This window comes from Lysinibacillus sphaericus, from assembly GCF_001629735.1.
GTDB lineage: Bacteria > Bacillota > Bacilli > Bacillales_A > Planococcaceae > Lysinibacillus > Lysinibacillus pinottii.
The window spans coordinates 500,068-522,420 of sequence record NZ_CP015224.1; the positions used below are offsets into that span (position 1 = coordinate 500,068).

A 22,353-nucleotide genomic window follows, 5' to 3' on the forward strand; every position below is an offset into this window, starting at 1 on the left:
CTTTTAATTACAATAGGGGAAAAGGGGGGACACTATGAATCGCCAACATATGGGGATTGTTTTCGGAGGAATTTTATTACTCGTCATCGCTATGGGGATTAGTCGATTTGCTTTTACGCCGATCCTACCGTTTATGCGACAGGATGTAGGATTTTCTTTAGAAGTTGCTGGGTTTTTAGCTTCAAGTAATTATATTGGCTATTTCATTGGGGCACTATGGGCGGGCTTTATTCATCGTCAGCGTAAACAAATTTTAATGGCAAGTGTTATTTTTAATGTCCTATCAGTTGGATTAATGGGCTTGATTGAGGTGTATAGTATATGGTTAATTCTTCGATTAATCGCTGGTATTACAGGTGGACTCATTTTTGTTCTAACGTCTAGTATTGTCATGGATTATTTGGCGAAACACTCACTATCCCGATGGTCGGGCTATGTATTTAGTGGTATAGGGCTAGGGATTGCCATTTCAGGTATATGCGTTCCTCTTATTGAAGAGAGACTTGCATGGCAAGGAACATGGGTAGGACTAGGCATACTATCAATTGTTTTTTTACTGATTACTACCATTTTATGGAGAGGTTTAGAGGTTCAGGATACTTTAAAAGGAGCAAAATCTTCGAATACGAAAATGACAAAGGGCTTTATGCCATGGCTTATCCTGTCCTATGGACTTGAGGGACTTGGGTATATTATCACGGGTACATTTTTAGTTGATATTATTCACAATATTCCTTCTCTCCAAGCATACTCCTCGTATAGCTGGGTTGTTGTAGGATTAGCCGCCATCCCATCAGCACCTGTGTGGACGATCTTATTAGAGAAGTTTTCAGCGATAAAAATTTTGTTTGTGGCATACATACTTCAAGTAATAGGCATCTTGTTACCTGTATTTTCACAAACCGTATGGAGTGTATTGCTAGCATCATTTTTATTCGGTCTAACCTTTGTAGGTATTGTGACACTGACTACATCCTATGCACGACAACTTTTTCCTACACAGAGTGGATTTGTTGTATCATTACTAACAACGTTTTATGCGTTTGGACAAATAATTGGACCGATTGTCGCCGGACAGTTGGTCGATATTTATAATAGCTATAAGGCTGCACTAGTCTTTGCGGGTATCATCGTCTTTTTGGCGTTACTAGTGATGTTAGTGGGAAGATGGCTAACCATTAAAAAGGAAACAGTTGCTGAACATACCATTTCTATATAAAGCATAAAAGCCAGAAATCCTATATGGATTTCTGGCTTTAGTCATTTACTTAAAGAAGGCGTGCCTCTATCTACATGATATTAAAAAATTAAATAAAAGTCTATAATTTTTTTTCTTTATATGAAAAAATAGACAAGTGCACAAGGGACGTAACGTTACGATTTAACATTGAAATGAGGTATTTTCATGAATACAGAGCAAGCCATTGAACGTTGGAATCAATATGCGGAAAGGTATACGGCTAATTATTATGAGTATGGTGATATTCATCACGAAGTACTATTAAACCCTACTATCTTTTCTTTACTGGAAGAGGTGGATGGAAAGCATATATTAGATGCGGGGTGTGGCGAAGGATATTTAAGTAGAATACTAGTGAAAAAAGGGGCTATCGTAACGGCTGTTGATTTTTCACAAAAAATGCTAGACATTGCTATGGAAAGAACACCGCAGCAGTTGCCGGTCCAATTTTTTCATGGTAATTGTGAAAATTTAGCCTTCTTAGCAGACAACCAATTTGATCGTATCGTTTCGAATATGGTTCTTCAAGATTTAGAGGATTATCGTGCTACAATACGTGAGATGTATCGCCTTTTAAAGCCGAATAGTACTTTTATTTTTTCAATATTGCATCCATGCTTTGTTACACCAAATAGTGGATGGATTAGACATGAGCAGCTGGAGCAACAGTATTGGAAGGTACAACGTTACTTTTATGAAGGCGTATATCAACAACTAGCTGCTGACCCACCTATTGTATTGTTTCATCGCACATTAACAAGCTATGTGGAAGCGATTACGGAAGCTGGCTTTCATATAGAAAAAATTGTAGAGCCTAGACCGTCACAAGAGATGCTAGAGAAGTATCCTCAATTTGAGGAAGATTTGCATTGTGCTGATTTTATTGTATTTAAGTTGAAAAAATAAGGAGCAGAGTCCGTGAGATTATTTCATGTTAGCGAAGACCCTACGATAACGATTTTCCATCCTCGTATACCTGAGCGACTAGATTTAGATGCAAGCAAAGGTCTTGTATGGGCAATTAACGAGAGATGCTTGCCTAATTATTTAACTCCCAGAGATTGTCCGCGTGTTTGTTTTCATGCTGGGAGTCAAACTACAGAGCAGGACAGACAGCATTATCTCGCAATAGCTCCTCATGTAGTAGTGATTGAAAGCAAGTGGTTAGAGGTATTGAAAAATACAAGACTGTACCTATATGAATTTGAGAGAAAAGGGTTTACGTTACAAGATGAAAATGCTGGCTATTTGGTTAGCGAAACAGCTCAAATTCCTATTGCGTTATTTGAAATCGAGGATATATGTAGTGAATTGCTAGAACGTAATGTCGAATTGAGAGCAGTAGATAGTCTATGGGATATCCATGATGAAATACAGCATACAACGTTATGTTGGTCAATGTGTCGAATGCGATTAGCCCAGACAAGACCATAAGAACAAGCCTCGTCATGTACTTTTTACAATGACGAGGCTTATTTATTATATTTTAGATGTTTGTTCAATGGGTGTTGAAGAGATATTGACTAATTTTTTGTCTTGATAAGTAAAGATGTATTCGTAGTTTGTTGGTTCATTAAGCATTGTAGGCAAATAATACTTTAAATCCGCAATGCCTACATTTTCAGGGTGGAAAATCCAAGAAAGCTCCTTCCAATCAAGAATGCCCTCTGCAACCTTTATCGGTGTAATATATGTAAATGAATCAGGAATCTCTGCTATAAACGCATACATACAGCCATAATCAATGACCCCATCGGTCCATGTTATTTTACCTTTATATGTAATATCCTCAACCGTAATACCTGTCTCTTCTTTAATTTCTCGTAGGGCACCAGCTAAAGGTGTTTCATTTTGTTCAATTTTACCACCTACACCATTCCATGCGCCCATCCAAGTTGGATAATCTCTATTAAGTAATAGGATGTGCTCCCCTTTTTTTAGAAAACAAATCGTAAATTCCACGAAAATCTACTCCTTCTTCTTTATTTTAACATTCCCTATCAATTTCTTAGAAAGTTAAATAGATGGTTAATCCCTATTTTAGAACAGCTTTGATAAGTATTGTATCAGAGAAAATGCTAGGTCACTTAGTCATTTTCCAGGAACGCATGTTAAAATGATGTTATTCATACAGACGATCATCATGGAGGGAGAGGGAGGCAGTGATTTTAATAAGTGCTTGTTTAGCAGGATTAAATGTTCGTTATAACGGTACGAACTGTCTAGATGATAGTGTACAAAAGCTAGTGTTAGAGAAAAAGGCTGTCACCGTTTGTCCAGAGCTGATGGGAGGATTTTCAACACCTCGTGAGCCTGCTGAAATTGTGGGCGGAAATGGAGAAGATGTTCTTGATGGCAAAGCTACCGTTATTGAAAGGTCTGGCCGTGATGTCACAGAGCTGTATCTGAAGGGAGCGTATGCGACCTTACAGAAAGCGCTAGAGGTGGGGGCGACTCAGGTCGTCTTAAAGGAAAATAGCCCATCCTGCGGTAGTGCAGCGATTTATAATGGCGAGTTTAACGGGACTAAAATAGTTGGGGAAGGCGTAACCACTGCCTTACTTCGAAGAAATAATATTGTCGTGCTATCGGAAGAAAATATTTAGTGAAGTATGGTTCCTCCAGAAATCGATAAAAGGAGCCCCTAATGAGTAGGGGCCAAGCATAAATATCAATATTCATATTTTTAATGGCATGGCATTGCTCGCTACCAGTTGAATAGGTTTTACATACATTTGGGGCTCGTATCAATACTTCTTTTTCCATAGTAATCCTCCTTTTAATATATTTTCATTAGTGTTATATGTAATGATTAGTAGGTCCTTATGAAATTATTAATAAATTCATACAGTCGGAGTAACCTTTTCAACTAAAAAACGTTGTAATAATCTGAAAGATGTCATAAAAGGAGATGGAAGTTTTGCCATTAACATTTGCTCATCCAGCGGCGGTCCTACCTTTTTCTCGGAAAAGTAAATATATTCATTTTTCTGCCTTGGTATTAGGTAGTATGGCTCCAGATTTCGAATACTTTTTAAGGGGACGGCCAATAGGGGAGATTGGTCATACATTTACAGGGTTCTTTTTATTCAATCTTCCACTCGTTCTAGTAATCTACTTGATTTATCAACGGTTTATCCATCAGCCAATCATGAGCCATTTACCAGAATTTTTACAGGATTTTAATAGCTATCAAAAGGCAGGGACTAAAACTTGGAAAATCATTGTTTTTAGTTATTCAGCATTACTAGGTATGCTAACCCATGTCATATGGGATTCATTTACACATCAAAATGGGCTTATGGTGACCAATCTTCGTTTTCTTTCTCAAACATTTACTTTATTTGGCTTTCCAATTCCCATATATAAATTTTTACAACATGGAAGTACATTGTTAGGCATTTCGCTTATTTTGGGATATATGTATTACAGGGCATCTTTGATTAAACATAAAAAAGTGTCGGCCGTATCTCCTCAGAAAAAAATTGCTTTTTGGAGTGTACTAGCACTATTAACGTTTGTTTATGTAAGTCTTTGGCAGTTAATCAATGGCATTCCTTTAAGCAGCTATGGAGTATGGGTTGTCCGTATCATCGATTCATTTTTTGGTAGCGTACTTACCCTTTCATTCTGTTTAGCATATCGGAAAAGTACGATGAACGATAAAAAGACTACCTAAAATGGGAGTCTTTTACGAGATAGGGAGTGTGAGAATAAAGGTAGTACCTTCCCTGTGCTTGCTATGAAATGGAACCATGGTGTTCCTTCATAATAGACAAATAGATAGCCCCTAGCCCCGCTCCTTCGTTTTTAATAGCGGGCTCTCTTTCGGGCTGGCGACCTCTAAAATAACGTTCGAAAATAAAGGGCATTTCTTCCGGAAACACCCCTGAATATAGAGTGTTTGATACTCGATATAAGTAGTAATAGTTATAGTATCTCCAGTGGAGGTATGCTTTAGGGCATTGGTAATTGCCACTAGCTCACTTAGTGAAAATGGTTTAGTCATATAATCATCCGCACTGAATCCTAGCCCCAATACTTTATCGGTAACACTCCTTCTAGCACTCAAACTGAGTATCGCCACATTACTATGTTCACGGATTTTACGGCATATGTCGATCCCATCACAATCGGGTAGAGAAAGATCAAGGATTACGAAATCTGGAGCGGACTCTTGCAAATAAAGGATAGCTTCATGGGCAGCTCTTACAATATGTGAATGGAACTGATGAACGCTTAAGTAATCCTTTATAATATTGGCAATATCATTTTCGTCCTCCACAATTAGCATATTGATGTTCTTTATGAAACTATCTCTCCTTCATAAAAAGTGAGAATCATTTTCTTCTTCGGTTAACGAGGAAGAAAAATAAAGTAATGATAAGGGACGCGTAAATGATTATCCAAGCATAGTGCCAGTAAAATACGTTAGGGACTACTTCAAGTTGATCACCTACACTCATTATTTCTAGTGAAAAATGAACAGGTGGTAGTAGCCACAGGAGACTAGCTTGTATATTATTTTTTAAAGTAGCGATAACGACAGAAATAATTAGGATACTTATGACACCCCACCAAGTATTTTGCTTATTTTTTACAAGTTCTCTTGTGAACAAGGCAGTGAGTGCAATAGCAAGAATCGATAAACTAAAGTGTGACAAGAAACCTAATACTATATGTAATGGTTTGGGTGTTTCGAAAAACGCATCAATTAGAATCGGATAGAAGACAGAAACGCAGCTTAAGCTAAAAGCAATTAAACCACAAATAATGAAAACTCCCATATTGTAATGTGTTGGACTTTTGGCATGAAGAGTAGTAATCATCTTTTGTCCCTCATCCTCTGCATGAAATAACGTAACAGTAAACCAGCCCATTAAAAAGAATAGAATAAGTGATGTAAATGAATAGCTATCTAATATAGGATTAGGAACAAAGGTATAGTTAACGACAAGACATAGGATAAAAATAGTAAAAGGTGGTACGTATTGATAGGTTCTTAAATAATTGATCAATTGATAGCGCAATAAACTGCTCATCCTTTTCAATACCTCCTATTAAAAATGAGAAGAAAATTGTTCTTTTTTGTGATGTACATTAGTTAAATATTTAATAGAGGCATTTTTTTGTAGTAGCTTTAGCAATATTTGATCTGAATCCTTTGTCTGTACAATTGCTACTATTTCGAAATGCCCATTCGCTAAAGGTCGTTTTTGTTGGATATCCATCAAAGGTAAAATTTCATCTAGTAATGCTAAACTTGCAATGTCAAATAGTAGTCGATTCACAGGATAGCTAGTCAATTCCTTTGCATGAATAATTTGATTTTTTTGAATAAGCAAAACTGAATCGACAAGGTTTTCGAGTAATTTTGTTTCATGGCAAGTTAGGATGATGCTTAGTCCTTTATCTCTTACTGTAGCCAATATTTGTTCGAAATCATTTTGTGCTTTGGCGTCTAGCCCTGACAATGGCTCATCCATTATTAATAAATCTGTTTCTTCTAGCATGGCTTGCATGATCATTACCTTTTGCCTCATTCCTTTAGAGAAGTGGACGATCCTTGTATTTTGCGACTCTTTTAATTGAAACATATCAAGCAATTCTTCTATCTTTTGCAAAAGATGCCTTTTTGGCATACCTCGAATCCGGCCCATATGATAAAGATATTCTTGTGGTGTAAATAAAATATTTGAAGGGGTGACTTCTGGGACATAACCGACTTTTAGAGAGGTTTTATGCGCCACAATTTTACCGCTGTCTGGTTTAATAAACGCCGCAATAATTTTGAGTAAAGTGCTTTTTCCAGAACCGTTTTTTCCGACAAGCGCAATAATTTCATTGGCCGCAATCGAAAACGATGCATGATCTAAAATTGTTTTCCCATTGTATTGTTTACAAACGTTTTGTATTTCCAAAATAGTAGCCATCTTCACTCACCTTTATTCTTTGGATAATTATGATTATAAAATTATTATAAAGAAATTTGGTCTTTCACTCCAATAAAATTGGATAATTTTCCTGTATTTAGCTATTAATTTACTCGCAATAAAAAAGTTCTACTAATAAAGCAGAACTTTAATATTTCATTATAACGAACGATATTTTTTTAAACTGATAATATTTAACGTAATAAAAACAATAGCGAAACAAGCAAGTATGCTGAGATTCAGGATAATATCAGGGAAAGTATAACCTTTATACATAACGCCATTCAATGCGTCTGCTGCATAGTAAAGTGGCATGATTCGGCCGATGTTTTGAAGCCATTCAGCCATACTCTCAAGTGGGAAAATGCCCGAAAAGAATACTTGTGGAACAATAATTAATGGTATAAATTGCATCATTTGAAATTCAGAAGCGGCAAAGCTCGATAATAGCGCACCTAATGATAAGGATACAAGAGCGACTACCATATTAATAAGTAAAACAAGCCAGCTTGAGCCTACATGGACAATATCAAGTACATATATGCCAAACAACACGATAATAATCGTTTGTAGAAAGGCAAATAGACCATAGCCAATCATATAACCTGCTACAATTTCGGAACGCTTAATGGGTGTTGCGAGTAAACGTTCCAAAGTTCCAGAGGTGCGCTCCTTTAACAGGGCAATGCCAGTAATTAAAAAAACAAAGAAAAAGATAAAGAAACCAATGAGCATGGGACTAAAAATATCAAAAATGGCAGTATCCTCATCACCATACACATAGTCTGTTTTCAAGCTTCCCATTGTTGAGGCTTGAGATGGCTGTAAAATTTGTGCAAGCTGCATGGTTAAAGCCTTTGACTGGGAAGGATCAGCATTTAATAAAGTTAATTTACTACTATTTGGCTCTATTGCTAGCCATCCATCATACTCATTATCCTGAAGTTGTTTTTTTGTAAAATTATTATCTTCAATAATAAAAAAATCCGCATTTTTTAGTTTCTCTATGATTGGCGTGGGGGCATCGGAGACAACTAATGTGATCGTAGCTTCGTTACTATTAAAAATAAAGTACATTAATGACAGTACAAGCAGTGGAGCTAAGAACAATAATGCAAGTGTCCGTTTATCTCGTTTCATTTGTTGGATGATTCTTGTTACCATTGCAGCAATTCTCATAGTCCGTCCCCTCCAGCCAATAAAAATACTTCGTCAAAATCTTTTGCTTGGTAATGTTCCTTTAATGCCTGAGGTGTACCCTGGGCAATAATCCGACCATTTCTCAGCATAGCTAATTGATCACATCTTTCTGCCTCATCCATTGCATGGGTCGTTACTAAAATGGTTTTATGTTTTTGTTCTTTTAAACGAATGAGCTCTTGCCAAATTTCTTTTTTGAGGACAGGATCAATACCTACTGTTGGTTCATCTAAAATCAATAGCTTAGGATCTTGAATAAGGGCAATTGCTAAGGATAATCTTCGTTTCATTCCGCCAGAATAATTCTCCACCTTAAGCTGTAAATCATCGGTTAGACGGACAAGATTGGCAGCATAGGCTACACGCTCCATTCGTTCTGCTTTGGATAAGGGATAGAGCTTAGCGAAGAAATGTAAATTTTCCTCCCCCGTTAAATCTGTATAAAGAGCATCTGATTGTGCCATATAGCCGATATCTTTCAATAATTGTTGATGAGGTACAACCAAATCTAATACTTCAATAGCGCCGTTATCAGGTTTTAGCATACCCATTATCATTTTAATTAACGTTGTTTTTCCACAGCCTGATGGACCAAGCAATCCCATTAATTGCCCCTTAGGGATATTTAAAGAAAGGGGGGCAATGACCTGCTTATATTGAAAACTTTTTTCAAGGGCATTGATGGAGATGGCATGGTTTACCATATAAAATTCACTCCTTCACTGAACACAATGTTGATTTGATAAAAATTTTAAGGTAGCATGTGAGCAAATACAATAAACAGTTTGCCAGTATGTGTTAAGTAAATGGAGGGAAGCGCATTGTCCGTACATGATAAGATGAATTTTGAAACAAAACTAGCGATTAAAACGGCATTGACCCAGCAAGTGGAGGAGGTCGGCTTTGAACGCGTGACAGTAAAAAATTTAGCACTAACCGCTCAAATTAATCGAGGCACCTTTTACTTACATTATTCTGATAAATATAAAGTGATGGAGGATTTGCAGCAGGAACTTTTGATGGAATTGGAACGCTATGTGAAGCATGTACAACCAGTGGATGCTTTTCAAACTTTAAAAATGGGACAACTTTATCAACCGTTCATCAAGGTCATTACCTGCATCAAAGATCATGCACCTGCCTTTCGTATGTTATTAGGTGAACAGGGAAGTCCTAGCTTTACACAAAAAATGAAAACCATATTTGGCAATCATATTTTGGACAGATTGTCGGCGGTTCGCGAGGAAGTGAGGGACCCCGAATTTCAGCAATATTTACAAGCCTTTATAGCATCTGCAATTTTAGGAGTCATTCAAGAATGGTTAGAGAAGGGCAATGAGAATTTAACGGTAGAAGAAATGGTCACGTTGCATTTCCGATTATTACGATTTTTAGGCAATGTAGTAGCTGGCAGTTAAACGAAAAAAATCTAAATAACATAGTATGGACTATGTAGACTTGCGCCTCATAAAAAAACGAATAACGCTAAGTAGCGAACTTGACCACAGGGGAAAAATGAAAAAGAACATGATTGTGACTTTTTAATTAGTCTCATTCATGTTCTAATAAATTTGGATTATTTTTCATAATATTCGCTCAACGCAACTTCCAAGCGTTCTTCTAAATGCGTTGAAATATAATTTAAAACAAATTGTTCTTTTTCCATGTCAATTTGAGAAGATCTGAACATCCTTTTGAAAAAACTAACTTGGTTGTTCATTGAAAATTGCTGTAATGCTTCCGTACGTAAAGTAGAAACGATTTCATTTTCGATATGACGCTCTCTAATTTTTTGCACAATGTCCTTGACACTATTTTCTTGCAGCTCGGTAATCTGTTGCTGGAGATTTTCATTCTCCTCTTTTAGTTCTGCTGTTTCTTTTTGAATTTCCTCAAACTGAAGAGTAGAATCGGAGGATAATCGTTGAATATTCTCTGCAAGAAATTCCTGATTAATGTTAACTTGTAACGTCCCATGCTTCTCATTCGGCAAAATCTGAAAGAGTCCTGTTTGAATCATTTGCTGTAGGACATTCCCAAGAACATCAATTTTATGAGATAAATCTCCGGAATCCATGGTCGTAGCTGTAATTTGATGCTTTAACAGTTGACCATTATCATCAATACCAAGCAATAATTTTATACCCTTCACACGATATTCATCCTTTAATAATAAAATCATTCTTAGCCTTAATATAGCTGGCAAATCTAAGCGAATATTACCATTTACATTCGGTGTAGCATTGTCAAAAATGTACTGTTCAAACGGTTTCAAATAGTAGCGAAGCATGGCATCTGTAATATCAAACCAGCCAGCGATTTCTGCTATCGTATAGTGATTTGTTTCATCGATGTCTGCCAAATATTCATCATTGTATAGGCTCTCCTCTAAAGGCGTATGCTGTAGCGCAACAAACAATGGGTCATCTTGCACAATTCCAAGTACCATTTCTTTTGCATCATTTACTTTAAGCATCCTTTCACACCCCACTTTATTTTTCCCATAACAAAATGTTTTCTATATAGGTTTCTATTCGATTGGCAGCAATTGTATGCCTAATTTAAGTAGGAAATAATCATTAGAACAATGTACCTTCTAACCTTTTATGACTCTTTTGAAAAAAAAATTCGTCCTAAGTGGAGATGTGTGGGGGATAGAGGAGAGGGGACTATTAAATGGGCCCCCTCCATTTTTAGACTAATATCCAATCATAAAATACTGGTCAAGTTTCCGATGCTTCGGTATACACAATGAAGCAAAGTTAGGCTGGTTTCATTAATGCAAAAAATTTTCCTTCCTAATTGGAAAGTAGCCGTCTATCGAAATAATCATCCTAGATCGTATGATTATTATTTCCATACATTTTTAGAGTGTTAGCATTTAATTCATGTATAAATTTATTGTTTTTATATTGTTCTAATCTTTTATAAGCGAGATCCCATTCAACATTGAATAGATCTTGAATTAATTGAATGGCTTTATCCTCATTTCCTGGTAAGGTTATGTTATTTAACATAAATGTTGGTACACATGCTTGTACCATAAAATTATTAGCCTTCCACTCTTGATACTCAATCCATGAATAGGGCATTTTCTCCTGGCTGCCACAATGTAATAAAACATGACAAAGCTCATGGCAAAAATCCTGCCACATCTGTTTAGGTGATAGGTCTTGATTTAAAAAAATATAAGCTCTTCCACCCAAAAACAAAACTTGACTAGGATTATCCCAGAAATATAGTAAAATACCTAGCCTGCATGCAATTTCATTAACATCTAGCTGATGTGGTAATAAAATTCCTATTTTCGTATAAAGGCTTTCAATAAAATCTTCAGTGTATGTAGTATTTGACATAAAATCATCCCCAAACTCTATGTAATGAAACGTATGTTCTTATTTATTTTATAATAAAACCCCACTTCTAGGAAGAAGGGCTAAAAACATACATCTTATTTCTTTTCATGTTTGATAATTTCCCAAATATCACGTAAACGACGAACGGTTTCTTCATCTGATTTAGGAAGCTCTTTATAAAAAACCTGCAACTCTGGATCGTTCGCAAATGCATGAAAAGCTGCCTCGTCTTTATCAAAAGGTTGTTTTTCATCTGTTTCACATAATATATACGCTACACTTACATCGTATTTTTCTGCTAACTTTTGAACACTTCCTATGGAAATTTCGTTGCGGCCTTGTTCATAATAACCGTACGCACTTTCCGAAATACTTAAGAATTTGGCAACATCTGCTTGCGTTAATTTAGCTTCTTTCCTTAACTCTTTAAGCCTTTGCGATACATTAGACATGACATGATTACACCTCACTTAAATATATAGTTTAATTATACAACAATTTGTTGGGTTTATAGCCAATTAAAAATAAAAAACAACAAAAAATCTAGTTTTTGTTTGACTGACAACTTTTTGTTGGGTATTATTAAGACAACAAAAAGTTGGGGGTGCGATTTTGAAAACAACAAATCGTCGGTTAATACTTATCAAGGCTAGAAAACAAAATAATTGGTCACAGAAAAATGTTGTGGAAAAACTTGATAAATCAATAGGTATTACTATTAGTGAAAGCTATTATGGAATGATTGAGCAAGGAGTACGCACACCTTCTTTAGAAGTAGCATTAGCAATTTCTGAACTATTTGAAATGGAACCATCCCAAATTTTTTTACGTAACAAGACAACTAAATGTTGTGTTTGTAAGGAGACCAAAAGAAAATTTATATATCAATCCATTCCAAGCTTTTAACCATCATAATTTAAACGTTCCAATTGTTGAATGAGTAATAACAAGCCCCGGACTTGTACGGAGTTAGCGCTAACTAATATGACTGAAATAATTATTCTTTAGAATAAGGACCAGTCTCAATTCAATGTAGGTCGTTAGAATAAATATTGTCAATGAATATGGATTTTATGAGAAATATACTCGGTATCCCTTCAAACGGGGCAGTCTTACTTTTCTAATAAGCTTTTGGACAAGGTGGATCATTTGAGTAATACAAAAACTAAAAAAAGCATTTTATACGAACTAGACATCAATGAATTACTTATACGAATGAGGGGCGAACGCAAATGGCTAAATTTAGGCATGTACACACAACATTTTGGGATGATGGCTTTGTATTAGATCTTACACCAGAGGAGAAATACTTCTATCTATATTTGATGACAAACGGTAACACAACTCAATGTGGCATTTACGAATTACCATATAGAGTCATAGAAATGCATACCGGCTATAACCGTGAAACTGTACAAAAATTATTACAAAGATTCTTTGAATACGGGAAAATCTCTTACAACGAATTAACAAAGGAAATCATGTTGATTAACTGGGCGAAATACAACTTTATCAATTCTCCTAAAGTCAAAAAATGTATCGAAAAAGAGCTTCTTGCCGTTAAACATATCCCTTTTGTTAGGAGCTATGTTACTTCATTAGAACAGTTAGGATACAGTATCGATACCGTATGTATATGGTTAAATAAGCTGAATGAGCAAAAAGAGTCTAATGATAGTAATAATAAAGATTCGATACCCTATCCATACCCTATCGATAGACCTTCTAAAGACTGTAGGGAAGAAGAAAAACAACAAGAAAAAATAAAAGAAAAAGAAAAAGAAAAAGAAACAACAGAGTGTGAAGATAGTCAGTCGACAGTCACTAACGAACAATTAATTTTTTTAACTAAATTCTATGATGAAAACATCCAAAAAGCTTCTAGTTATATTTGCGAATGTATAGAACATATGGCATGTGAAAATAATCCAGTCCTTGTTTATGAGGCTATGAAAATTGCGGTGCTACAGCAACCAAACAAACCAATTCAGTATATAGAGCGTATTTTAGTAAACTGGCGAACAGATTTAATAACGAATGATGGGCAACTAAAGGCTAAGGAACAAAGGGAGATAAACAAGAGACAGCAATCCTTCCCTTATTCTTATCAAAAGTCTCTTGGCCGAAGAGAAATAGTGCCAGAATGGTTTGATAAGCGTAATGATAAAGTAGAGCACCCAATACCATCTACTGAATCTAATAACAGCGCGATAGATTTTGAGGCCGAGAGACAAAAAGTTTTAGAAATGCTTGGCAAATAAAAATGTGAGCCATTGCTAATAAATGTAATTTCGTAAGTTTGGTGGTCAAGGATGAACTAGCACTTAAAAACCAAAAGGGGATTTTGAGGATGGGTGGTTGATATTTATTTAGCACAAGGGTAAGTACTTAACGGTTAATGACGGAATGATAGAGCAGAGAGAATTGAAAAGATACATAGGAGGGCAAAGCTATGATAATAGAGAAAATACCACTAAATCGTTACCAACTAGACAAGGCAATTAAAAAGTACAATGACAATATGCGTAAGTACATGAGAATGAAGGAAGAATTAGAATCATTGACAGCTGTGGCTTCTACAACCAAGTATGGCTTTGAGGCAGCAATGCCAAAAGCTATTGGAAGAGCGAGTGACCCAGTTCATGCACATGTTCAGATGAGGGCTTTACGTGAGGAGCGTATGAACAAGATTAAAGATGAGCTACTATTAGTTCAAAATTTAGCTGACAAGGTTACAGGCGACCTTGAACTGGAAGTCCTTTTCTGGTTACTAGAGGGTATGCCATTTCGCTGGATTGGAGCAAATCTGAATATGAGTCATACTAGTGTACAACGTGTGCGTGAAAGAATTTTAGATATGATGCTGAAGTAACCTAAGGGTTACTTCTTTTTTTATAATCCTTTAAATAATTTGCTCAAGAAATCCATTTCGTATCGGTTGTTTAATACGCGTATTCACTGAAGTGCGAGTACAAAGCTTTACTAGACAAAAATACATATTAAAACACAAGGGAATTCTAAAACAAATAGAAGATTCTATACCTCCAAAAGTTCTTGATTAAATCTAAAGGTAGAAGAATTGCTTGGTAAGATTTTTTTACTTGCCAAATGTTCCAAGTGTGACAGATGTTCCAAACGTTCCAAATATATCATTTTAAGTAACTGATAGTGTAAACTTGGAAGTAGGACGACGAGGTAAGGATTTCCCCTTTTGAAATTTATAACATCATAAATTAACAAGAGTGAGACCGTCGACCGATCAATATGTCCCATAAGCTTGGGTGAGGCATAAATAAGCTGTTTTATTTTTTAGGGATTAGTTATCGGATCTCCAGGAATATAACAGGCAAAAGAGGGAGTGGTTTCAGTTGAAAGATTTGTAAAACAAAGCTAAGTGGGCAAGGGTAGTAGCTATAGACATCTCATCAGTTCCATAAGAACAAAACGTATTCCAAGCAATCAATTGCAAAGGAGACTATGCGAAATGGTTCACATTCAAGTAAAAGTAAAATGACGCTTTCCTATTCGGTATAAGGGAAGGCGTTTTTTAGTTGGAGAAGAAAAACCGATTCACAAATCAAGGTTGGATCGATTGGATGAGCTGAAGCTTAAATAATCAAAACACCTGAGCTCATATTTACTAACGAATTTGTTGAAGGAGGCTTTGGATGGAAATTTATGATATTCAAAATGCTTTATCTATTAAGCTTCACGAAGCTTTCGGAGCGGAATATAAAAAATATATAGATGAAGTGCCGCAGGAGTTTCATACGCCTGCTTTTTTAATTCAGTTTTTGAGCTTAGAGCATATCCGACAAATAGGTGGTCGATGGAAAGTAACAGCAAAGTTTAATGTAAAGTACTTCCCTGAAAATGGCATATCTGAGGCGGCTAATATGACTTTGAAGGTTCAACAAGTAATCAAAGAAATAACGCTGTTAAATGGTTCACTACTGCTTGGTACCGGAGCAACTAGCGAAGTTATTGAAGGCATTGGCAATAATTTTATTCAATTTAATTTCTTCTTACAAGAAAATGAAGAAAATACTTTTATGGGGTCATTAGATCATTATATGCACAAAGAAGAGGTGGTTTCAGTTGGCAAAAGCAATTCAGAAGAAGGTTGAGTTGAAGGAAAGCAAAAACGTAATTTTTTCAAAATTACCTGAATTTACAAAAGATCAACTTTTAAAAAGTCAAAAATATTTATATCGCCGTGATGCATTAAACGCATTACTAGATTCAAGTAAAACTTATTCATTCGCTCAAGTGGATGAAATACTAAAGAAATTCGATAAGGGAGGTAATTAATATGGCGTTAGGTGGAGGAGTATTTTTATCACAAAACAAAGTATTACCAGGAAAATATCACAATTTTATTAGCGCTACTCGTGCATTTGTAAATCTAAGCAATCGTGGTTATGTTGGTTTGCCAATTGCACTTGACTGGGGCTTAGATGGTGAAGTATTTGCTGTAACACAAGAGGATTTACGAAAGGATTCACGCAAAATTTTTGGTTATGAATATATGGACTCAAAAATGAAAGGTATCCGTGATGTATTTAAAAATGCGGTCACGGTTTATTTTTACAAACTTGCGGTGGATGCAGAGGCAGCGACAAATGATTTTGCAACAGCTAAGTACAAAGGTGCTCGAGGGAATGATATTACGATTGTCATTCAGGCAAATATTGATGAGCCATCGAAATTCGATGTTAAAACATTACTTGCTAATGTGTTAGTAGACGAGCAAATGGCAGTAGCGACTGCTACAGACTTAATCGCCAATGATTTTGTCGTGTTTAAACCGAATGCACCTCTAGCTGTTACAGCTGGTACAGCATTAGCTGGAGGATCCAATGGCTTAGCTATTACTGGAGGTGCACATCAAGAGGCACTAGACGCTTTAGAAGCATACGGGTTCAATATTCTAGGCTGCTTGTCCTCCGAAGGTTCAATTAAATCGCTGTATGTTGAATATACAAAGCGTATTCGTGACCAAATCGGTGGTAAATTCCAACTTGTAGGTCATAAACTTGGCAGTACTAACCATGAAGGTATTATTGATGTACAAAACGATACTATCGGACCGGAAGAAGAAGTATTTGGTGCCGTATATTGGGTGTCTGGTGCTCAAGCTGGGGTGGCTGTCAATAAATCAAATACTAATAAAAAATACGAGGGTGAATTTACACTTGATATGTCTGAAACAAAGACGCAGTCACATCTCTCAACTTTATTAAAGGCTGGCAAATATTTGTTACATCGTGTTGGTGATGAAATTCGTGTACTTGAAGATGTGAATACCTTTACTTCATTTTCGGATGATAAGAACGAGGACTTCAGCTTGAATCAAGTCATTCGTGTACTTGATCAGCTTGCGATTGATACAGCTCAATTATTTAATACTCGTTATTTAGGTCAGGTGCCAAATGATCAAGATGGTCGCATTTCCTTATGGAATGACATTGGTAGTCATCGAATGGAAATGCAACGTATTCGAGCTATCCAAAATTACAACAAGGATGAACTAACGGTAGCACAAGGTAATTCAAAGAAAGCTGTTGTAGTAAATGAAGTCGTGATTCCTACGGTTGCGATGTCACAACTTTACATTACAACAACAGTAGCATAAAGGGAGGGCAAACAGATGAAATCAAACAAAACATTAATTCCAATGAATTTACAGTATTTTGCGGATGCTACAATGCATGCTCGCAATGCCATTCATGGTGCTCAAGGTCGAGCATACGTGACGGTTGAAGGAAGTCGTTATTTATTTGCTCAATTAATTAATTTAGAAGCTCGTATGGATAAAACTAAAACGCAAGTTCCTATTATGGGGCGTGTAGCTAAAGGTAATAAGGCTACTGGAGCAGAATATACAGGCAGTGCTACATTCCACTTTAATACGTCAATATTCCGTAAGTTATTAAAGCGATACAAAGACACTGGGCAGGATATTTATTTTGATATCCAAGTGACTAACGAAGATGGGTCAGCGTCGGTAGGTCGTCAAACAACGATTCTGGTTGATTGTAATATGGATGGAGGTATCATCGCTGCATTAGATGCAGATGCGGAGTACTTAGAGGATTCTATTGATTTCACCTTCGAGGATTGGGATATGCCAGAAGAATTTACAACATTACAAGAAATGCTATAAAACGAGAGCTCATGATGTGGGCTCTTTTAAATATAAATAAAAAGGATATGGTGATTAATTATGTCAAACTTAACTGCATTTTTTGCACACAATAAAAAGCAAAATGAAAACATTAAGCATGCTATTTCAAAGAAATTCGTGGATGAACAAGGGAATCCAATTGAATGGGAGTTCGCGCCAATTTCGCCAGAACGAGACGAGGAATTAAAATCTGAATCTACTAAGCGTTCTATGATTATGCAAGGAAAGCGTAAGGGGCAGTATAATACTGATTTTGATCATTTTAAATACCAACGTTTATTAACTATTGAATCTATTGTATATCCTAATTTAAACGATAAAGAGCTACAGGATTCTTATGGTGTGATGGGGGCTGATGCTTTACTTGGTAAGATGCTGACAATTGGTGAAATTGCAGATGCCTCAGCGGTAGCACAGGAAGTTAATGGGTATCAAGCGGAACTAGAGGATATGGTTGAAGAAATAAAAAACTAATAGACGACGGTGATGGTGAAGCTAATATAATGCATTGGTGGGTGCATAAAATGCGTCGTCTTCCGTCTGAATATGTATCGCTATCCTTGGCGGATAAAGCTTGTATTATAGCGTCTCTACGGATTAAAATCGAGGAAGATAAGAAGCAAGAACGCGAGGCAAAACGAGGGTCTAAAAAAGGTAGAAAGCGTTAATAAGTAGCAAATTAGCCTACAGGGCTATCATTTATTTAATTTATGTCAATTTTGGAGTCTTGCAAATTCAACTATGCTGGAAAATTGAGTTGGAAACAATAGAAAACACATAGCTCTACTTAAGTTTAGGAAGAGTTAAAGTTTAAATTATTAAACAATAGCCATAAAAGCATCCTTCTCAAAGGATGCTTTTTTTATAAAGAGGTGAGAGTTCATGGCTACAATCCGTACGGCAATTCAAATTGATGATCGTTTAAGTAAACCAATTAAAGCCATGCATAATATGGTTTCCAGAATGGTTAATCAGTTGGAAGCTATGCATGCCGCTTCTGGGCAAATGATGGATATCTCTAGTGTTCAACTAGCTCAAAGAGAATTAGCTAAAACTGCTGAGCAATTTAACAGAGTTGAAATCGAAATTCGAAAAACTGATCACACCCTACAAAGTTTTAGCAACAATATTAGGGATGGTACTACAGCAGTTGGTGGATTATTAACTAAAATCAAGGAGATAGCAGGTAAATATTTAGATTTTCAAGTAGTTGGGAGAGTACTCTTGTCCAATGAAAATAACACCACATCAGGGTTAAATTTAATCAACAATGGTTTACAAACAACCGAGCAACCTTTAACACAAGCAATGGGAAGTGGAAACCTTCAAGGCCAGGATTTAAATAATGCATTTCAGTCTACGTCAAATGGTGTCCAAAATACTACGAATTACCTTAATGCTTTAATTGAGAAAATACGAGAAATAGCAAGTAGTGGTAAAATTTCTATGGCCGAGATAAGGAAAGCTGTCCTTGGTTTGGCTTTTGAGGGAATATTCGATGGGATTGTAAAAAACGATCTTTTTAAGGAGCTCGTGCAAAATGCAGCTAATGCTATGGAGAAATTATCTTCAATTGTCTCGAGTACATTGAGTTTTTTTATACCCGATGGAAGTTTAAAAGATAGTTGGTCGTTTATAGTTCCTATAATAAGTACTGTTGCAGCAGCAATGTTGGTATACGAGTCTGCTTTACTACTAGTAAAAGCAGCAGAAATAGCCAGTACGATTTGGACTGGTCTAAGAACGCTTGCGATTGGATTATTAACGGCAACTACATGGACGAGTGTGTCTGCAACATCAGCCGCAACAGCTGCAGCATGGGGCTTAAATGCAGCGATAGCAGCCAATCCTATATTTATTTTAGTAATAGCCATTGTAATTCTTATTGGTCTTTTCTATTTAGCAGTAGCGGCTTTCAATTATTTTGCTGGGACATCGATTAGTGCTACAGGAATAATAGCTGGGGCATTCATGGTGTTAGGATCAATGATTTATAATGTAATCGCCTATATGTGGAATATGTGGGCCTCTTATGTGGAATTTTTTGTGAATGTATGGAAAAACCCAATGTATTCGGTAAAGAAATTATTTTATAATCTAGCAACTAATATGTTAGATTTAATTATTTCAATGATTAGTGGATGGGATGGATTTGCTACAAGCTTTGTTAATGCTATTGTTGACGCAGTTAACTTTGCGATACAAGCTTGGAATTGGTTTGTGAAGCTATTACCAGAGAATATTTCATCTTCCGTAGGTTTAAAAGTGGGTACCGAGTATAGTCACCGAGAGTCCATTACAAGTGATCTAAAGGGTCTTAGAGGAATTTTGGATAACTGGGTTGGCGAAGCTCCTGATGATTATTGGGAAGCGCCCAAAATGGAATTTAAAGAATTAAGTAAGTCTTGGGATAAAGGATACAATTGGGGGGCCAATCTATTTCAATCAGGTGAAGAAAAAAGCAACAATATTAAAGATGATAAGATAAAAAATGACATTGAAAATGCGCTAGCGTTAGGTGACAAACTCGATAAAGGTAATGAGTTAGGTAAGAAAACAGCGGACAATACTGAGAAGGCAACGGAAGGTATTAAAATAATGAATGAGGATTTAAAGTATCTCCGTGATATAGCTGAACGTGAAGCAATCAATCGTTATACGACGGCAGAAATCAAAGTAGATATGAAAAATGAAAACCGAATTAGCAGTGAACTAGATATTGATGGCATTATTGATAGATTTGGTCAACGTGTTGAAGAAGTTTCAGGAATGCTAGCAGAAGGGGGTTCAATCGAAGATGTATAATTTTTTTCTAGATGGCTTACAGTTTCCTATCGCACCTTCCGAACTCACTTTGAAGATTAATGGCAGAAACGAAACAGTAGTGTTAATGAATGAGGGAGAAGTAAATGTAATAAAAAAAACAGGACTAACGAATATAGATTTTGAGGTATTACTGCCCAACGTCAACTACCCATTTGCTGTTTATCCAAATGGTTTTCAACCAGCTTCATTTTACCTTAGTAAACTAAAAAAATTAAAAATCTCTGACAAACCTTTTCGATTTCTCGTAAATCGTATGCTGCCTACAGGTAATTTATTATTTGACACAAACATGACTGTATCAATTGAGGATTATGAGATTAAGGAATCAGCCGATAATGGCTTTGATGTTATTGTACGAATCCAGTTAAAGCAATACAGGGAGTACGGCAATAAAAAAATCAACTTGAAACCAGCTACAAAAGCTAATAATGCAGGAAGTACAGCAAAGACCGCATCGAAAGCTGTAGTAGAGCAGAAGCGGCCAACTACAGGAAAAGAAACCCCAAAAACACATACTGTTAAAGCAGGAGAAACATTGTGGGCTATTGCTAAGAAGTACTTAGGTGATGGCTCTAAATACACCGAAATAGCAAAAATTAATAATATTAGCAATCCAAACGTAATTAAACCAGGGCAGGTGATAAAACTTGGCTAAATCAAAACTTTGTATCATGAGTAAGGCGCAACTATACGAATGTGCCGTAGAGGAAGGTATAGTGTGGGAAACACATCGAAAAGGCACTCCAGGAAAACTGACATTCAATGTAATTAAGGATGGTATGCTTAGCTTTCATGAGGGGGATGCAGTTACTTTCGAATATGACGGACACAAGATTTTCAAAGGTTTTGTCTTTACCAAGAAACGTTCGAATAACAGAATCATTACGGTTACTTGTTACGATCAACTTCGCTACTTTAAAAATAAAGATACCTATAGGTATGAGAATAAAACAGCTGCTCAAGTACTTAAAATAATTGCAAAGGACTTTAAGCTAAAGACCGGTACTATAGACGATACAAAGTATGTAATACCTTGTATGGTTGAAGATAATCAAGAACTGTTCACGGTTATGTCTAATGCCTTGGCTGAAACGACTCTCAATACTCAAAGGCTATTTGTGCTCTATGATGACTTTGGAGCTTTGAATTTACGTGAAGCTAAGGCGCTTCAAACCGATTTACTGATAGATGAAGAATCAGGTGAAACGTTTGAATATACTTCATCCATTGATGAAAACACGTATAACAAAATCAAGTTAGTACGTGAAAATAAAGAAACAGGTGAACGTGCTACTTACATGGCCGAAAGTGAAAGCAGGATGACCGAGTGGGGTGTTCTTCAGTTAACAGATAAGTTCGATGAAGGGGTAAATGGTAAGGCTAAAGCAGAAAGCATGCTTAAGTTTTATAATCGTAAATCGAGAAAGCTACACATTAATAAAGTATTCGGTAATCCAATTGTACGTGGTGGTAGTCAGGTAGCAGTACTCTTGTATGTTGGTGACTTATCAGTGGCTAATTTCATGATGGTTGAAAGTGTGAGGCATACCTTCAAAGAATCTAATTATAGTATGGATTTAACGCTGATTGGCGGTGATTTCATTGCGTAGT

27 protein-coding genes are annotated in these 22,353 nt (G+C 36.2%); 18 read left to right on the forward strand and 9 right to left on the reverse strand.

All coding sequences use genetic code 11. The features are described 5' to 3' along the window. The first annotated feature begins 34 nt into the window (after positions 1-34). The 3 genes from A2J09_RS02370 (at position 35) to A2J09_RS02380 (ending at position 2,674) form a co-directional block, all read left to right on the forward strand. Positions 35-1,219 (forward strand): YbfB/YjiJ family MFS transporter, encoded by a 1,185-nt coding sequence (locus A2J09_RS02370; protein ID WP_012293451.1) that lies wholly within the window; start codon positions 35-37, stop codon positions 1,217-1,219. 186 nt (positions 1,220-1,405) lie between these two features. After that, positions 1,406-2,146 (forward strand): class I SAM-dependent methyltransferase, encoded by a 741-nt coding sequence (locus A2J09_RS02375; protein WP_012293452.1) that lies wholly within the window; start codon positions 1,406-1,408, stop codon positions 2,144-2,146. Between the two features lie 12 nt (positions 2,147-2,158). Beyond that, positions 2,159-2,674, forward strand: a complete 516-nt coding sequence (locus A2J09_RS02380; RefSeq protein ID WP_012293453.1) for a DUF6886 family protein — start codon at positions 2,159-2,161, stop codon at positions 2,672-2,674. A 45-nt stretch (positions 2,675-2,719) separates the two neighbouring features. Here the strand turns inward: A2J09_RS02380 and A2J09_RS02385 are convergent, their stop codons facing one another. Further along, on the reverse strand, positions 2,720-3,202 hold the full coding sequence (locus A2J09_RS02385; protein ID WP_012293454.1) for an NUDIX hydrolase: 483 nt from the start codon (positions 3,200-3,202) through the stop codon (positions 2,720-2,722). A gap of 200 nt (positions 3,203-3,402) precedes the next feature. On the opposite strand from A2J09_RS02385, the gene A2J09_RS02390 reads away from it, so the two are divergent. Continuing rightward, positions 3,403-3,846 (forward strand): 2-thiouracil desulfurase family protein, encoded by a 444-nt coding sequence (locus tag A2J09_RS02390; protein ID WP_012293455.1) that lies wholly within the window; start codon positions 3,403-3,405, stop codon positions 3,844-3,846. 305 nt (positions 3,847-4,151) lie between these two features. Next, on the forward strand, positions 4,152-4,919 hold the full coding sequence (locus A2J09_RS02395) for a DUF4184 family protein (RefSeq protein WP_012293456.1): 768 nt from the start codon (positions 4,152-4,154) through the stop codon (positions 4,917-4,919). Between the two features lie 111 nt (positions 4,920-5,030). Here the strand turns inward: A2J09_RS02395 and A2J09_RS24040 are convergent, their stop codons facing one another. The 5 genes from A2J09_RS24040 to A2J09_RS02420 form a co-directional block, all read right to left on the reverse strand. Then, positions 5,031-5,534, reverse strand: coding sequence for a response regulator (locus A2J09_RS24040; RefSeq protein WP_012293457.1), 504 nt, complete (start codon positions 5,532-5,534; stop codon positions 5,031-5,033). Positions 5,535-5,580: 46 nt separating this feature from the next. Further along, positions 5,581-6,282 (reverse strand): hypothetical protein, encoded by a 702-nt coding sequence (locus A2J09_RS02405; RefSeq protein ID WP_012293458.1) that lies wholly within the window; start codon positions 6,280-6,282, stop codon positions 5,581-5,583. Between the two features lie 18 nt (positions 6,283-6,300). Further along, positions 6,301-7,173, reverse strand: a complete 873-nt coding sequence (locus tag A2J09_RS02410) for an ABC transporter ATP-binding protein (protein WP_012293459.1) — start codon at positions 7,171-7,173, stop codon at positions 6,301-6,303. A gap of 159 nt (positions 7,174-7,332) precedes the next feature. After that, the gene (locus A2J09_RS02415) at positions 7,333-8,352 is read right to left on the reverse strand and encodes an ABC transporter permease (RefSeq protein WP_012293460.1); all 1,020 of its coding nucleotides are present in this window, start codon (positions 8,350-8,352) and stop codon (positions 7,333-7,335) included. After that, a complete protein-coding gene (locus tag A2J09_RS02420) occupies positions 8,349-9,077 on the reverse strand; it encodes an ABC transporter ATP-binding protein (RefSeq protein ID WP_012293461.1) in 729 nt (242 codons plus the stop codon). The genes A2J09_RS02415 and A2J09_RS02420 overlap by 4 nt, the downstream gene beginning before the upstream one ends. A 117-nt stretch (positions 9,078-9,194) precedes the next feature. Here A2J09_RS02420 and A2J09_RS02425 point away from each other — a divergent pair, with 117 nt between their 5' ends. Next, the gene (locus A2J09_RS02425; protein ID WP_036161037.1) at positions 9,195-9,791 is read left to right on the forward strand and encodes a TetR/AcrR family transcriptional regulator; all 597 of its coding nucleotides are present in this window, start codon (positions 9,195-9,197) and stop codon (positions 9,789-9,791) included. 158 nt (positions 9,792-9,949) lie between these two features. Here the strand turns inward: A2J09_RS02425 and A2J09_RS02430 are convergent, their stop codons facing one another. From A2J09_RS02430 to A2J09_RS02440, 3 genes are all read right to left on the reverse strand, one after another. After that, complete coding sequence (locus tag A2J09_RS02430; RefSeq protein WP_012293463.1) at positions 9,950-10,849, reverse strand: hypothetical protein; 900 nt, start codon at positions 10,847-10,849, stop codon at positions 9,950-9,952. Positions 10,850-11,207: 358 nt separating this feature from the next. Beyond that, the gene (locus A2J09_RS02435) at positions 11,208-11,729 is read right to left on the reverse strand and encodes an ImmA/IrrE family metallo-endopeptidase (RefSeq protein WP_012293464.1); all 522 of its coding nucleotides are present in this window, start codon (positions 11,727-11,729) and stop codon (positions 11,208-11,210) included. Between the two features lie 95 nt (positions 11,730-11,824). Then, positions 11,825-12,181: a helix-turn-helix domain-containing protein gene (locus A2J09_RS02440; protein WP_012293465.1), complete on the reverse strand. Its 357-nt coding sequence runs from the start codon at positions 12,179-12,181 to the stop codon at positions 11,825-11,827. 160 nt (positions 12,182-12,341) lie between these two features. On the opposite strand from A2J09_RS02440, the gene A2J09_RS02445 reads away from it, so the two are divergent. The 12 genes from A2J09_RS02445 (at position 12,342) to A2J09_RS02495 (ending at position 22,352) form a co-directional block, all read left to right on the forward strand. Further along, positions 12,342-12,635 carry a helix-turn-helix transcriptional regulator gene (locus A2J09_RS02445; protein ID WP_036161040.1) on the forward strand — a complete coding sequence of 98 codons (294 nt, stop codon included), beginning with the start codon at positions 12,342-12,344 and terminating at the stop codon, positions 12,633-12,635. Positions 12,636-12,961: 326 nt separating this feature from the next. Continuing rightward, positions 12,962-13,990, forward strand: a complete 1,029-nt coding sequence (locus A2J09_RS23605) for a DnaD domain protein (protein ID WP_012293467.1) — start codon at positions 12,962-12,964, stop codon at positions 13,988-13,990. A 191-nt stretch (positions 13,991-14,181) separates the two neighbouring features. Continuing rightward, the gene (locus tag A2J09_RS02455; protein WP_227256917.1) at positions 14,182-14,601 is read left to right on the forward strand and encodes a hypothetical protein; all 420 of its coding nucleotides are present in this window, start codon (positions 14,182-14,184) and stop codon (positions 14,599-14,601) included. Between the two features lie 796 nt (positions 14,602-15,397). Further along, on the forward strand, positions 15,398-15,856 hold the full coding sequence (locus A2J09_RS02460; RefSeq protein WP_012293469.1) for a phage tail terminator family protein: 459 nt from the start codon (positions 15,398-15,400) through the stop codon (positions 15,854-15,856). Next, a complete protein-coding gene (locus tag A2J09_RS02465) occupies positions 15,828-16,040 on the forward strand; it encodes a hypothetical protein (protein WP_139015320.1) in 213 nt (70 codons plus the stop codon). Before A2J09_RS02460 ends, A2J09_RS02465 begins: the two co-directional genes overlap by 29 nt. A 1-nt stretch (position 16,041) precedes the next feature. Further along, positions 16,042-17,364 carry a phage tail sheath family protein gene (locus A2J09_RS02470; RefSeq protein WP_012293471.1) on the forward strand — a complete coding sequence of 441 codons (1,323 nt, stop codon included), beginning with the start codon at positions 16,042-16,044 and terminating at the stop codon, positions 17,362-17,364. Between the two features lie 15 nt (positions 17,365-17,379). Continuing rightward, positions 17,380-17,895 (forward strand): phage tail tube protein, encoded by a 516-nt coding sequence (locus tag A2J09_RS02475; RefSeq protein ID WP_012293472.1) that lies wholly within the window; start codon positions 17,380-17,382, stop codon positions 17,893-17,895. A gap of 60 nt (positions 17,896-17,955) precedes the next feature. Continuing rightward, the gene (locus A2J09_RS02480; RefSeq protein WP_012293473.1) at positions 17,956-18,390 is read left to right on the forward strand and encodes a phage tail assembly chaperone; all 435 of its coding nucleotides are present in this window, start codon (positions 17,956-17,958) and stop codon (positions 18,388-18,390) included. 29 nt (positions 18,391-18,419) lie between these two features. After that, positions 18,420-18,584 (forward strand): hypothetical protein, encoded by a 165-nt coding sequence (locus A2J09_RS23610; protein WP_008174525.1) that lies wholly within the window; start codon positions 18,420-18,422, stop codon positions 18,582-18,584. Between the two features lie 214 nt (positions 18,585-18,798). Further along, positions 18,799-20,721: a hypothetical protein gene (locus tag A2J09_RS02485; protein WP_012293474.1), complete on the forward strand. Its 1,923-nt coding sequence runs from the start codon at positions 18,799-18,801 to the stop codon at positions 20,719-20,721. Then, a complete protein-coding gene (locus A2J09_RS02490) occupies positions 20,714-21,397 on the forward strand; it encodes a LysM peptidoglycan-binding domain-containing protein (protein WP_036161043.1) in 684 nt (227 codons plus the stop codon). The genes A2J09_RS02485 and A2J09_RS02490 overlap by 8 nt, the downstream gene beginning before the upstream one ends. Then, complete coding sequence (locus tag A2J09_RS02495; protein WP_139015321.1) at positions 21,390-22,352, forward strand: XkdQ/YqbQ family protein; 963 nt, start codon at positions 21,390-21,392, stop codon at positions 22,350-22,352. The genes A2J09_RS02490 and A2J09_RS02495 overlap by 8 nt, the downstream gene beginning before the upstream one ends. The last annotated feature ends 1 nt before the right edge of the window (position 22,353 follow it).

Excerpts from the sequence above, each read along its gene's own strand:
- A2J09_RS02370 (WP_012293451.1), top strand. The coding sequence starts at position 35 with ATGAATCGCCAACATATGGGGATTGTTTTCGGAGGAATTTTATTACTC.
- A2J09_RS02375 (WP_012293452.1), top strand. The coding sequence starts at position 1,406 with ATGAATACAGAGCAAGCCATTGAACGTTGGAATCAATATGCGGAAAGG.
- A2J09_RS02395 (WP_012293456.1), top strand. The coding sequence starts at position 4,152 with ATGGAAGTTTTGCCATTAACATTTGCTCATCCAGCGGCGGTCCTACCT.
- A2J09_RS24040 (WP_012293457.1), bottom strand. The coding sequence starts at position 5,534 with ATGCTAATTGTGGAGGACGAAAATGATATTGCCAATATTATAAAGGAT.
- A2J09_RS02405 (WP_012293458.1), bottom strand. The coding sequence starts at position 6,282 with ATGAGCAGTTTATTGCGCTATCAATTGATCAATTATTTAAGAACCTAT.
- A2J09_RS02410 (WP_012293459.1), bottom strand. The coding sequence starts at position 7,173 with ATGGCTACTATTTTGGAAATACAAAACGTTTGTAAACAATACAATGGG.
- A2J09_RS02415 (WP_012293460.1), bottom strand. The coding sequence starts at position 8,352 with ATGAGAATTGCTGCAATGGTAACAAGAATCATCCAACAAATGAAACGA.
- A2J09_RS02420 (WP_012293461.1), bottom strand. The coding sequence starts at position 9,077 with ATGGTAAACCATGCCATCTCCATCAATGCCCTTGAAAAAAGTTTTCAA.
- A2J09_RS02430 (WP_012293463.1), bottom strand. The coding sequence starts at position 10,849 with ATGCTTAAAGTAAATGATGCAAAAGAAATGGTACTTGGAATTGTGCAA.
- A2J09_RS02435 (WP_012293464.1), bottom strand. The coding sequence starts at position 11,729 with ATGTCAAATACTACATACACTGAAGATTTTATTGAAAGCCTTTATACG.
- A2J09_RS02440 (WP_012293465.1), bottom strand. The coding sequence starts at position 12,181 with ATGTCTAATGTATCGCAAAGGCTTAAAGAGTTAAGGAAAGAAGCTAAA.
- A2J09_RS23605 (WP_012293467.1), top strand. The coding sequence starts at position 12,962 with ATGGCTAAATTTAGGCATGTACACACAACATTTTGGGATGATGGCTTT.
- A2J09_RS02455 (WP_227256917.1), top strand. The coding sequence starts at position 14,182 with ATGATAATAGAGAAAATACCACTAAATCGTTACCAACTAGACAAGGCA.
- A2J09_RS02460 (WP_012293469.1), top strand. The coding sequence starts at position 15,398 with ATGGAAATTTATGATATTCAAAATGCTTTATCTATTAAGCTTCACGAA.
- A2J09_RS02470 (WP_012293471.1), top strand. The coding sequence starts at position 16,042 with ATGGCGTTAGGTGGAGGAGTATTTTTATCACAAAACAAAGTATTACCA.
- A2J09_RS02475 (WP_012293472.1), top strand. The coding sequence starts at position 17,380 with ATGAAATCAAACAAAACATTAATTCCAATGAATTTACAGTATTTTGCG.
- A2J09_RS02480 (WP_012293473.1), top strand. The coding sequence starts at position 17,956 with ATGTCAAACTTAACTGCATTTTTTGCACACAATAAAAAGCAAAATGAA.
- A2J09_RS23610 (WP_008174525.1), top strand. The coding sequence starts at position 18,420 with ATGCATTGGTGGGTGCATAAAATGCGTCGTCTTCCGTCTGAATATGTA.
- A2J09_RS02485 (WP_012293474.1), top strand. The coding sequence starts at position 18,799 with ATGGCTACAATCCGTACGGCAATTCAAATTGATGATCGTTTAAGTAAA.
- A2J09_RS02490 (WP_036161043.1), top strand. The coding sequence starts at position 20,714 with ATGTATAATTTTTTTCTAGATGGCTTACAGTTTCCTATCGCACCTTCC.